This is a genomic window from Pseudomonas sp. LAIL14HWK12:I1 (assembly GCF_003202095.1).
GTDB lineage: Bacteria > Pseudomonadota > Gammaproteobacteria > Pseudomonadales > Pseudomonadaceae > Aquipseudomonas > Aquipseudomonas monteilii.
The window spans coordinates 199,031-211,301 of the sequence record NZ_QJKG01000008.1 but is presented as its reverse complement, the minus strand read 5'-3'; the positions used below and the strand labels follow the sequence as shown (position 1 = coordinate 211,301).

At 62.0% G+C, this 12,271-nt stretch carries 8 protein-coding genes; 4 read left to right on the top strand and 4 right to left on the bottom strand.

Annotated elements, in window-relative coordinates; translation table 11 throughout:
• The first annotated feature begins 172 nt into the window (after positions 1-172).
• Together aguA and D906_RS20195 are read left to right on the top strand one after the other, a co-directional pair.
• On the top strand, positions 173-1,279 hold the full coding sequence (aguA, locus tag D906_RS20200) for an agmatine deiminase (protein WP_019096883.1): 1,107 nt from the start codon (positions 173-175) through the stop codon (positions 1,277-1,279).
• A gap of 205 nt (positions 1,280-1,484) precedes the next feature.
• Positions 1,485-1,682: a hypothetical protein gene (locus D906_RS20195; protein ID WP_019096882.1), complete on the top strand. Its 198-nt coding sequence runs from the start codon at positions 1,485-1,487 to the stop codon at positions 1,680-1,682.
• 68 nt (positions 1,683-1,750) lie between these two features.
• Here the strand turns inward: D906_RS20195 and D906_RS20190 are convergent, their stop codons facing one another.
• Complete coding sequence (locus D906_RS20190) at positions 1,751-3,826, bottom strand: TonB-dependent siderophore receptor (protein WP_027615950.1); 2,076 nt, start codon at positions 3,824-3,826, stop codon at positions 1,751-1,753.
• Positions 3,827-4,302: 476 nt separating this feature from the next.
• Between D906_RS20190 and D906_RS20185 the strand changes: the two genes are divergently transcribed.
• On the top strand, positions 4,303-5,622 hold the full coding sequence (locus D906_RS20185; protein ID WP_016714482.1) for an OprD family porin: 1,320 nt from the start codon (positions 4,303-4,305) through the stop codon (positions 5,620-5,622).
• A gap of 29 nt (positions 5,623-5,651) precedes the next feature.
• Here the strand turns inward: D906_RS20185 and D906_RS20180 are convergent, their stop codons facing one another.
• The 3 genes from D906_RS20180 to D906_RS20170 form a co-directional block, all read right to left on the bottom strand.
• The gene (locus D906_RS20180; RefSeq protein WP_016714483.1) at positions 5,652-7,319 is read right to left on the bottom strand and encodes an FMN-binding glutamate synthase family protein; all 1,668 of its coding nucleotides are present in this window, start codon (positions 7,317-7,319) and stop codon (positions 5,652-5,654) included.
• A gap of 137 nt (positions 7,320-7,456) precedes the next feature.
• Positions 7,457-8,824 (bottom strand): ATP-binding protein, encoded by a 1,368-nt coding sequence (locus D906_RS20175; RefSeq protein ID WP_026020325.1) that lies wholly within the window; start codon positions 8,822-8,824, stop codon positions 7,457-7,459.
• Position 8,825: 1 nt separating this feature from the next.
• The gene (locus D906_RS20170; RefSeq protein ID WP_027615949.1) at positions 8,826-9,548 is read right to left on the bottom strand and encodes a response regulator; all 723 of its coding nucleotides are present in this window, start codon (positions 9,546-9,548) and stop codon (positions 8,826-8,828) included.
• A 140-nt stretch (positions 9,549-9,688) separates the two neighbouring features.
• On the opposite strand from D906_RS20170, the gene D906_RS20165 reads away from it, so the two are divergent.
• Positions 9,689-11,986 carry a TonB-dependent siderophore receptor gene (locus D906_RS20165; RefSeq protein ID WP_027615948.1) on the top strand — a complete coding sequence of 766 codons (2,298 nt, stop codon included), beginning with the start codon at positions 9,689-9,691 and terminating at the stop codon, positions 11,984-11,986.
• Positions 11,987-12,271: the final 285 nt, after the last annotated feature.

Below are 12,271 nucleotides of genomic sequence, written 5' to 3'. Positions count from 1 at the left end.
AGGCTGTTATCGGCACCAGACATGGGCAAATTAGGTTCGATTGTTATCGATACAAATTTGTCATTTCAGCGGAAATGTCCCGACTGCCGGGCTTTAAATGTCGATATATATCGGTTATAAATTCACAAACGCCCCAGCACAGTCCGGCTCAGGGCCATCACAGAGGTCACCCATGAAAACCCTCAACACCACGCCCCGTGCCGATGGTTTCCACATGCCCGCCGAATGGGCCCCGCAAACCCAGGTGTGGATGGTCTGGCCGGAGCGCCCGGACAACTGGCGCCTGGGCGGTAAGCCTGCCCAGGCAGCCCACGTCACCTTGGCCAAGGCCATTGCCCGCTTCGAGCCTGTGACCGTGGCAGCCTCTGCCGGCCAGTACGAAAATGCCCGCCGCCAGCTCGACCAGCCGAACATTCGTGTGGTTGAAATCAGCAACGATGACGCCTGGGTGCGTGATACCGGCCCGACCTTCGTCATCAACGACCAGGGTGAGGTGCGTGGTGTGGACTGGGGCTTCAATGCCTGGGGCGGCTTCGATGGCGGCCTGTATGCACCCTGGAACCGTGACGAGGAACTGGCCGCCAAAGTGCTGGAGATGGAGCGCTGCCAGCGCTACCACACCGAAGGCTTCGTGCTTGAGGGCGGCTCGATTCACGTGGACGGCGAAGGCACCGTGATCACCACCGAGGAATGCCTGCTCAACCGTAACCGCAACCCGCACCTGAACCGCGAGCAGATCGAAGCGGTGCTGCGCGACCAGCTGGCGGTCGACACTGTGGTGTGGCTGCCGGATGGCCTGTACAACGATGAAACCGACGGCCACGTCGACAACTTCTGCTGTTACGTGCGCCCAGGTGAAGTGTTACTGGCCTGGACCGATGATTCCAACGACCCCAACTATGCGCGCTGCCACGCGGCCATGGAGGTGTTGAAGAACACCCGTGACGCCAAGGGCCGTGAGTTCATCGTGCATAAAATGCCGATTCCAGGCCCGCTGTTCGCCACGGCTGAAGAATGTGCCGGTGTCGATCACGTGGCTGGCAGCCAGGAGCGTGACCCGTCGGTGCGCCTGGCCGGTTCGTATGTGAACTTCCTGATCGTCAACGGGGGCATCATCGCGCCAAGCTTCGATGACCCGGCAGATGCCGAAGCCAGGGCGATCCTGGCGAAGATCTTCCCCGACCACGAGGTGGTGATGATCCCGGGTCGTGAGCTGTTGTTGGGCGGTGGCAACATTCACTGCCTGACCCAGCAGCAGCCGGCGCCGGTCAAGCGCTGAGCGCGGCGCGAATGAAGAGGCCCGTCATGTACGGGCCTTTTTTTCGGGCGACGTTCGGAGGTCCGTGCTGGCATAGGTTTTGTATTGTTTTCAAATGGATAGCCAAATGGATAGCCAAACGGATAGCCCGGCCAGGCCGCGCTCTCGGAGCTGTAACAATACTTACGTAAATTTGCCGTTCACGGGCCAGGGAGTACGTGTAGAAATGAACGCAGCAAGTGAGTCGGCATTGCGCCCATCGGCAGTGAATCACCAATCGCTCAAGCGGGTTGCGAAGTGGTTGAAGCACCATGGAAGCAACAAGGTCAGGACGACCGACCCACAACGGCTGCTTGCAGGGCGCTACCCCCAGGGGCTGATCAGCGATGCAGAAATGCAGGCGTTGATGGGGGTGTGGCACTGATCGATCGCTTAAACCTGTGCCGGCCTCTTCGCGGGCGCGCCCGCGAAGAGGCCGGCACAGGTTTAAGATCAGAAGCTGTAACTACCCGTCACCACCAGGCTGCGTGGATCCCCCACCATGATCTGCGCAGCACTGGTCGCCGAGCTGTAGTAGGTCTTGTCGGCAATGTTGCTCAACGCCGCCCGCACATCCCAGTCATGGGTGCGGTACCCCGCCAGCGCATCCCAGCGGCCATACCCCGGCAGCACCGTGGTGTTCTGGTTGTCCGCGTAACGTTCACCCACCAACGTCAGCCCGGTTTCGGCATACCAGCCCAGTTCCGGTTTCCAGGTGATGAACAGGCTGCCATTGCGCTTGGCCACATCGTTGATGCGGTTTCCTTCCTGGTCGTTGTTGTCCTTGACGATGATGGCGTCCTGCAGGCCGATGCCGCCGCGTACATACCAGTTGCCGGCGATGTTGCCGGTGGCGGTCAACTCGATGCCGCGTGAACGCTGCAAGCCGCTGAGCAGGATGTTGTTAGGGTTTTCCGGATCGCGGGTGCGGCGGTTGTACAGTTCCAGCTCGTAGACGGCCAGGGTGGTGGTCAGGCGTTGGTCGAGCCAGTCGCTTTTCACCCCGATTTCTTTCTGGCGAGTCTCTTCCGGCTTGGCTTCGTTGCCGTTGCCCGGTGCATTCGGGGTGATGCCGATCAGGCCGCCGCCCACCGGCGAGAAGGTCTTGCTCCACGAGGCGTAGAACGAATGGTCACGCCATGGCGTGTAGACCACGCCCAGGCGCGGGCTGGTGCCGTTGCTGTCCTGCGGTTCGCTTATGCCATCCTTGTTGGTGGTTTTCACGTCGAACCGGTCGAAGCGCACGCCAGCCAGGATTTGCCATTGATCGTTCAGACGGATCTGGTCTTGCAGGTAAAGGCCACGGCTATCGACCACGGTGTGGTTGTCACTCGACAGCACCAGCTTGCCATTGTGCTGCTGGTTGCTGCCGGGTTTGCCCAAGCCCGGAAGTGACTGACTACCGGCGGTATACAGCACCGGGTCACGCTTCTGGTTACCGATCTCCAGGCCCAGCAGCAGCTTGTGCTCCAGCCCCAAGGTATCGAAGTCGCCCTCAGCCTCCAGGTTGTTGAACAGGTTGCGGGTATTCAGGTCCTGCTGCCAGCGCTGGCGGGTCAGGATATGGGTGCCGGGGTTGTAGCCCGTGACATAGGTGTTGTCGAACTCACTGTCGAGCTTGAACAGACCCAGGGTGTGGCGCAGCTGCCAGGTTTCGTTCAGCTGGTAGTTCAGGCGTGAGCGCAGGGACTGGGCGCGGTCATCGATGTAGTCGCGCTGGTCGCCGTACGTGGTACCGCGGCTGACGTCGGCCGGGCGACCGTTGACCCCGGGGATGCCACGGTCGGGCGTGCGGTTGTACCGGCTGTATTCGTACTGCACCAGCCAGTTCAGGTCGGGGTTGATCTGCCAGCTGATCGACGGGGCGAACAGCTGGCGGCTGCCGTCGATCCCGTCGCGGAAGCTGTTGTTGTCCTGGTTGCCCATGTTCAGGCGCAGGCTGACGGTGTCGCTGGGGTCGGTGCTGAGGTCGGCATACAGGCTGCGCAGGTCTTCGCTGCCGGCCTGTGCTTCGATGGTCGAGCGGCGGCCAGGTTCTGGCGCCTTGCTGACCCGGTTGACGATACCGCCCTGGCTGCCACGGCCATACAGCACTGCCGCTGGCCCTTTCAGTACCTCGACCCGCTCGATGTTGTGCAGGTCGCGGATGTACTGGCTGTCGTCGCGAATGCCGTCCAGGTAGAAGTCGTTGCTGGCCTCGAAGCCACGAATGCGCACGCTGTCGAAACGGGTGTCGGCGCCACTGCTGACGTTGGGGATGCCTTCCAGCGCCTTGCCCAGGGTGTTACTGCCGTAGTCCAGCACGTTGGCGGTTTTCACCGTGTCGATTGCCTGAGGCACGTAACGCACTGGCGTTGAGGTTCGGGTGGCGGTGCTTACCTCTTTGACACGCGGGTTGTCCTTCTCGCGCTCGCTGTCGGCGGTAACCGACGACTCCGGCAGCGTGGTGGTGGCGGCACTGGCCAGGCTGGCGCTGAACAGCAGCGACAGGCCAAGCGTGAGGGGGGAAAGGCGGCAGGGTACAAGCATGGGCACATCCGGACCGGGCAGGTGAAAAAAGAGGTGCGAATGGTAATGCTTGCTATTTGCTCTTGCTTGGGTATTTGTAAAGGCTTGTCTTTACATATGTGTCATTTTGTAACGGGTTCCTCTGCTGCGAAATCACCCTTCGCAGGGAATTTGTCCGTTCGATCAAAAGGCCTTTTCCGGCACAAGATAAATTGCCCACTGATAGCGCAAAGAGGCGTGAAAATGCACCAGACCTACCGGTCATTTTGGTTATATCAACCTGTATTTCACGAGTTTTTGACATTTGTAATCGCACACGGCTAGGATTCGGCCAACGCCTGCTGGCCATGATCTTGGCCAAGCTGCTGCCAAGGGCCGCCGTGTACTTACCGGCAGGCCCGCCAGGCTGGATCCGCATAGCGTCGAACCTACGAAGGGGCGTTGGTTCCTGGCGTCATAGTGCAGAGCGTTTTTGATTAAGAAATAAGGAAAACAACATGTTGAAAACCAGGATCAGCCTGGTCGCCCTGGCGATGATCGCCGCGACCCAGGCACAGGCCAATGACCAGGCCGACAGCAAGGGCTTCATCGAGGACAGCCACGCCAACGTCCTTCTGCGCAACGCCTACATCAACCGCGACAAGAAGCACGGCACCGACGACCAGATCGAATGGGGCCAGGCGTTCATCGGCACCTTCAACTCCGGTTTCACCCAGGGCACCGTTGGCGTCGGCGTCGATGCATTCGGCCTGTACGCTGTTCGCCTTGATGGCGGCAAAGGCCACAACGGTGGCGGCGGCGTCGACTTCTTCAAGCCGCACGAAACCACCAACGCCGAAGGCAACGCCAGCTCGCCGCACAACCTGGCCCGCGCCGGTGCAGCAGTGAAATTCCGCATCTCCAACACCGTGCTGAAGTACGGTGACCAGATGCCGGCCCTGCCAGTGCTGCAATACGACGACGCGCGTCTGCTGCCAGAAAGCTTCACCGGCACCCTGATCACCTCCAAAGAGATCCAGGGCCTGGAACTGAACGCCGGTCGCTTCACCCAGGAAGCGCGCAAAAGTGCCGAGCGCCGTGACGGTGGTGGCCTGAAGTCGATCAACGTCTTCGGTGGTAGCTACAAGTTCACCGACAACTTCACCGCTTCGCTGTACACCGCCGACAACGAAGACGTGATGAAGAAGCACTACCTGGGCTTGAACTACGTCTTCCCGATTGCCAGCGACCAGTCCCTGACCCTGGACTTCAACGGCTACAAGTCGGACATCGACAAGCAGTACGTCCAGGCTGCCGGCCTGAACGGCGACTCCAACACCATCTGGAGCCTGGCTGCCACTTACGCGTACGGTGCACACTCGTTCACCCTCGCCCACCAGCGCAGCACCGGCAGCACTGGCTACAACTACGGCTTCTACCAGAACGCCGGTGGCGTGGGTGACGGTGGTTCGACCATCTACCTGGCCAACTCGTACTGGTCTGACTTCAACGCCGAAGACGAGCGCTCCTGGCAGCTGGGCTATGGCCTGGACTTCGGTGCCTACGGCATCCCGGGTCTGACCTACAAGCTGGCCTACGTCGTGGGTGACAACATCAACACCCGCAACGTCGCCAACCCGCAGGGCTTCGGCGAAGGTAAAGAGCGCGAGATCTTCAACCAGATCCGTTACGTGGTGCAGGACGGCCCGGCCAAGGACCTGTCCATCAAGCTGCGTAGCTCGTTCGTGCGTACCAACAACGCCGTGCAGCAGAACGGTTACAACGACGACGGCAACGAAGTCCGCGTATTCGTTGAATACCCGATCAGCATCTTCTGATCCTGTTCTGATGTATCAACAGCCCTGGCTTATGCCGGGGCTGTTTCTTTCCGCCGCACGGGTTTTGCCACTGCGGACATCACGTCTGCACTTTCTGGTGCAAAACTGTCACTGCGTGCCATCTGCCACATCCGCGCATAGAACTCGCTTTCAATCGAGCCACTGAGCAATTCGCCCGGCTTGAGGAAGGTGTGCAGGTCCGAGAAAAGCCCGATTTCGCTGGAGCTGATGCGCCGTGCCAGGTGCTTGGGCTTGAGCTCCGAGGGGTGTTCCAGCCCTGCCGCAGCCAGCATTTCGGCCAGTGCATGCAGTGTGTTGCGGTGGAAGCTGGCTACCCGTTCGGCCTTGTCTGGCACCACCAGGGCGCGCTGGCGCAGCGGGTCTTGCGTGGCCACGCCGGTCGGGCATTTGTTGGTGTGGCAGCTCTGCGACTGGATGCAACCAATGGCGAACATGAAGCCACGTGCTGAATTGACCCAGTCCGCACCGATGGCCAGTACGCTGGCGATGTCGAAGGCACTGACGATCTTGCCCGCCGCACCAATGCGAATGCTGGAGCGCAGGTTCAGGCCGACCAGGGTGTTGTGCACGAACATCAGGCCTTCACGCATGGGCACGCCCATATTGTCGCTGAACTCGCGAGGTGCCGCGCCGGTACCGCCTTCCTTGCCATCCACGACGATGAAGTCCGGGGTGATGCCGGTGGCCAGCATGGCCTTGGCGATGCCCATGAATTCCCACGGGTGGCCCAAGCAAAACTTGAAGCCAACGGGTTTGCCACCCGACAGCTCACGCAGGCTGGCAACGAACTGCAACAATTCCACTGGTGTGCGGAAGGCGCTGTGCGCTGCCGGAGAGATGCAGTCCTCGCCTACGCGCACACCACGGGTCTCGGCAATTTCGGGGCTGACCTTGTGCCCTGGCAAGATGCCGCCGTGGCCTGGTTTGGCACCTTGGCTGAGCTTGATCTCGATCATCTTCACTTGCGGCGAGCGGGCTTGTTCGGCGAAGCGTCGAGGGTCGAAGCGGCCGTCCTCGGTGCGGCAACCGAAGTAGCCGCTGCCGATCTCCCAGATCAGATCACCGCCATGTTCGCGGTGGTACGGGCTGATGCTGCCTTCGCCGGTGTCATGGGCAAAACGGCCCATGCGCGCACCCCGGTTAAGGGCGGCGATGGCGTTGGCGCTGAGTGCGCCGAAGCTCATGGCCGAGATGTTGAAGATCGAGGCCGAGTAAGGCAGGCGGCATTGCGGCCCGCCAATGGCGATGCGGAACGATGCCGGGTCTGGCGTAGCCACTGGCAGCATGGAATGGCTGATGAACTCGAAGCCGGGCTTGTAGGCGTCGTTGAGCGTGCCGAAGGCTTTCTCGGCGCTTTCGTTCTTGGCGCGGGCGTACACCAGCGAGCGCTGCGAGCGGGAGAACGGCAGTTTGTCGTCGTCACCCTCGATCAGGTACTGGCGGATTTCCGGGCGGATGGTTTCGATCAGGTAGCGGATGTTGCCCAGAATCGGGTAGTTGCGGCGCACGGCGTGGTGGCTCTGGCGCAGGTCGTTCAGCCCGACCAGGCTGAGCAGGGCGGTGATCAGCGTTAGTGGCCAGAGCCAGGCATGCTGGGGCAGCAGTGGCAGGCTGGCGAAGGTGAACAACAGGCAGATGGCGAGGCAGGCGTAGCGGCTGGGCAGAGAGTGTTTCATGGGTCCATCGCAGTCAGGATGACCGGGCATAGGATAGGCAAAGGCGGGCAGGGGAAAACCTGGGTAATCGGTAAAAGACTGTTACCTGATTGCGTATTCCAGAGCGTTCGCGGTCCCCTGTAAGACCGCGTCTGCCTTTAGATGGGCAGCAGTATGCTGACCCGCAACCCACCGCCTTCACGATTTGCCAGCATCAGCTCCCCCCCATGGCTGTTGGCAATCCGTTGGGCAATGCTCAACCCCAACCCATACCCACCGGATGCCTGGTTCCGCGACCCTTCACCGCGCACGAACGGGTCGGTGATGGTCGCTAGCAGCGCTGGCGCAATCCCTGGCCCACGGTCATCGATATGGATGAACACCCCCGTGGTAGCCCGTTCCAGTGTGACCGAAACGTCCTTGGCGTATCGCAGTGCATTCACCAACAAGTTCTGCAGGCAGCGCTGCAGCAGCAGGGCATCGAGTTGTGAATGACCCGCTTGGCCATGCACCGGTAGCGGTTCTTCAGGGGTAGCCAGTTCGGCGCACTGGCGTGCCACCAGCCGGTCCAGGTCCACTTGCTGCAGGTTCAACTGCTCCCCTGCGCGCAGGTAGTCGAGTACCTGGCCGATCATGTCGTCCATCTGCGTTATGTTCTGCCGCAGACGCTGTCGGTGCTCATCGTCGGGCAGGCGCTCCAGGCGCAGGCGCATGCGGGTCAGCGGGGTACGCAGGTCGTGAGACACGGCGGCCAGGAAATAGGCCTTGTCGTTGACCATGGCAATCAGGCGTTGCTGCATGGCATTGAAGGCCTGGGCAGCCTGGCGCACTTCCTCCGGGCCATCCAGTGCCAAAGGCGCTTGCTCAAGGTTGCTACCCAGGCCACGTGCGGCATCGGCCAAGCGCCGCAAGGGGCGCAAGCACAGGCGTACGGCTATCAGGCACACCAGCAACACTGCGACGATGCGCAGTGCATACACCCGCAACAGGTAATCGCTGATCAGCACCCAGGCCGACTCGCCGCTCCAGCCTTGCAGTTCCTGGCCGTCGATGGTCAGCCAATGGCCGTCTGCCAACGGCACAGCGAACTGGATATGCGCCTGGGCCGTGCGCAGCCCGAACAGGCTGCGCCAGACGATTGGCTGGCCCAGCTCATCGGTAAGCTGCACCTTTATCAGGCGCACGTCCTGAGCATGCCCCAGTTCGTATTTGAGGGCCTGATGCAGCAACAGCTCCACACGCCTGCGCCCGCGGCGCTCGTCATGCGCTGGTGTGGGCAAGGTTTCGCTGCAACGCAGGTGGTAGTGGGGGGGGACCTGCAACGTGCCAGCGGGGCAGTCGGCCTGGGCAATGAGCGGTGCACTGCGTGCGGCGATCAACCGAATGGGGGCTTCGAGTACCTGGGCGAAACGCACATCGAACCAGATACTGCTCGACATCAGCTGGATCACCAACGTACCGCTGACCATGATTAGCAGCAGTTGGCCAAACAAGGTACGTGGCCACAGGCGGCGAAGCCAGCGCATGTCAGGCATCCGCCACGTTACTGGCGATACTCAGCAGGTAGCCTTCATTGCGGATGGTGAGTATTTGCGCGGCACCTGTCGGTGCACGGCGCAGGTGTTGGCGCAGGCGGCTGACGCACATGTCCACCGAGCGGTCATCGGGCAGGTGGTCGCGGCCGAACGCACTGCGGGTCAGCTGGTCGCGCGAAACCACCCGGTTGTTGGCTTCCAGCAGTTCGCGCAGCACGCGGTAGTCGGAGCGTGGCAGGGTCAGGGTTTCGCCATCGGGGCGGGTGAGCAGGCGCTTCACATGTTCCAGCCGGAAGCCCGCGAACAGTTGGGCATCGACCACGGCAGGCGCTTCGACAGAGGGCTCCAGCCGTTGCGGGCGCCGCAGCACGGCCTTGATCCGGGCGATCAGCTCACGCGGCTCGAAAGGCTTGGCCAGGTAGTCGTCGGCGCCTACTTCCAGGCCGATGATGCGGTCCAGGGTGCTGCCCTTGGCCGACAGCATGATCACCGCCAGCCCCGGGGTGGCTTGCAACTGGCGGCACAAGCTAAGGCCGTCTTCGCCCGGCAGCATCAGGTCGAGCACCACCAGCTCCACTTTGTGCCGGGCCAGCTGGTCGCGCATTTGCTCGCCGTCGACAGCCGCCAGCACGTGGTAGCCGGCATCGGTCAGGTAATCACAAAGAAGTTCGCGGATCTCGTCGTCATCGTCGACAACCAGCAGGGTCGTGCTCATGCGGAAAAACACCTGTTTGGTGAGGGCCTGTGGCGCTCGTTACCTTCAATTACATCCCCGTACATGTCGGGTCTGGAGCCCGGAGGGCCGATCCCTAGAATCCTAACAAAAAATCATCTGCAAATACGAAGCCTTCCCAAATGAATCCCATGAGCATCCCGCAAGCTTTCACCCCCATCAGCCGAAGCGGTAGCCGCATCAAGCCGCTGGCCTTCTTCGTCGCCGTCGCCATTAGCGGTGGTGCCATGGCGGCCGACAGTGAACCCCTAGAGCTGGACGCCACGCAGATCGAAGACAGCGCGTTGCTACCCGCCGACGATGCGGGCCAACTGGGCTACACAGTCGAGAGCACCCGCAGCTCCACCGGCCTGGCGCTGACGCCGCGACAAACGCCACAGTCGGTCACCACCATCACCCGCCAGCAGATGGATGACCGCGACATCCACACCATCGAGCAAGCGCTGGAAACCACGCCGGGTGTAACGGCCAACAAGTCCGAAGTGGGTGGGCGTACCGACTACCGTGCCCGTGGTTACTCGATCAGCAACTGGAAGGTCGATGGCCTGCAGACCCAGGGCGGCTCCGACTTCAGCGGCAGCGGCAACGCGCTGAACATGGACCTGTACGAGCGCATCGACATCGTGCGCGGCGCCAACGGCCTGCTGGGCGGCACCGGCGACCCCTCGGCCACCGTCAACCTGATACGCAAGGCCCCCACCAAAACCTTCGGCGGCAGCGCCTACGCCACCTACGGCAGTTGGGACAAACGCCGCCTGGGCGCCGACCTCAACCTGCCGCTGTCCGAAGACGGCCGCCTGCGTTCGCGCTTCGTGATGACCCAGCAGGACGCCAACTCGTTCCGCGACAACCAGTCCGAGCGTTCCCGCGCCGCACTGGCCAACTTCGAATTCGACCTGGACGACGCCACCACCCTCGGTGCCGGCTACCAGTACGAGTACAACAAGGTGGTAGGCGGCGGCTGGGGCGCAAACATCCCGATCTGGTACCGCGACGGCAGCAAGACCGACCTGCCACGCAGCACCAACGTGGTACCCAGCTGGAGCTTTGGCGAGTACACCACCCGCACCGCGTTCGGTTCGCTGGAACACCGCTTCGACAACGACTGGACACTGGACCTGAAAGCCGCCCAGGCCACTACCGAAGCCCTGAACCACCGTGGCCTGGCCAAGGTCAACTCGGCCGGACGCGGCACCTATGGCGGCTACTGGGACCAGGACGGCAGCGGCGCCGTGCTCAACGGCCTGCACAGCTCCAGCGACACCACCCAGCAGTCGGCCCAGATCGACCTGTCCGGCCCGTTCCAGCTGTTCGGCCGCACCCATCAGGCCATGGTCGGCTACAACGACAGCCGCACCGTGGGCTGGTCGCCGGAGTACACCTGCACCATGGTTGGCGGCGGCACGGCCAGCGCGCCTGCATTGGGCTGCCAGTTCCGCGCCAACAATGGCTTCCCGCTGACCGACTGGCGCAATGGCGTGGATGACGACTACGACATCATCGCCTCACGCACCGGCCGCCACAGCAAGACCACCACGCGCTTGCAGGGCATGTACGCTGCCACTCGCCTGAGCATCACCGACCCGCTGTCGGTGATCGTCGGCGTGCGCACCAGCAACTATTCCTCTGTCACCCGCAGCGTGGCCGGTGCACGTAGCAGCCAGGAAGAAAACGGCATCGTCACCCCCTACCTGGGTGCGGTGTACGACCTCAACGACAACTACTCGCTGTACGCCAGCTATACCGACATCTTCACCCCGCAAACGTCTGAAACCAGCAGCGGCAGCAAGGTGGAGCCGATTCGTGGTCAAAGCTACGAAACCGGTATCAAGGGCGAGTGGTTCGACGGCCGCCTGAACGCCTCGGCGGCGTACTTCCGCACCAAGCAGGAAAACAAGGCGGTGCTGGACGGCGACCTGACCACCCCGACCGGTGGCAACGCCTACAAGGCCGGTTCCGGCCAGGAAACCGACGGTATCGACCTGGAAGTCGCGGGCGCCCTGACCCCCAACTGGAACGTCTATGCCGGCTACACCTACCTGCACTTGCGCCGCGTCGACAGCGACGGTCGCAGTGATCCATCGCACCTGTTCAAGGCCTCGACCACCTACCGCCTCAGCGGCCCGCTCGACCGCCTGACCCTGGGTGCCGGTGTGACCGCGCAAACCAACATCCGCGCCATCTCCAGCCCGGCTGGCCAGCCCACCAATGGTGTGAGCAACGGTGCTACCGACGTGAACTGGTCCGGTTATGCCATCTGGAATGCCATGGCCAAGTACCAGCTGACCGACGACACCAGCGTCAGCGTTAACGCCAACAACCTGTTCGACAAGCACTACTACACCCAGTACGGGTTCTATGCCGGGGCGATTTATGGTGACCCGCGTAACCTGTCGTTGACCGTTAGTACGGCGTTCTGATCAATACTGCCTGGGGCTGCTTCGCAGTCCATCGCCGGCAAGCCGAATGCATGGGAGCAGCTTTCTTGTGCTGCTTGTGCCGGCTTCTTCGCGGGTAAACCCGCTTCCACAGGGTCAGTGCTTACCTCAAGGCATGCGCAATCCCTGTGGGAGCAACTGTCTTGCACAAAGTCTGAAAGCTGGTGCGATCACTGTGGGCGGGCTTGTCCCGCGAACACCGGCAAAGCCCTGTATCCGGGCAACCTCTTTTAGCCACCCTGCTGGTAAGTAGACGTTCTGCCAATA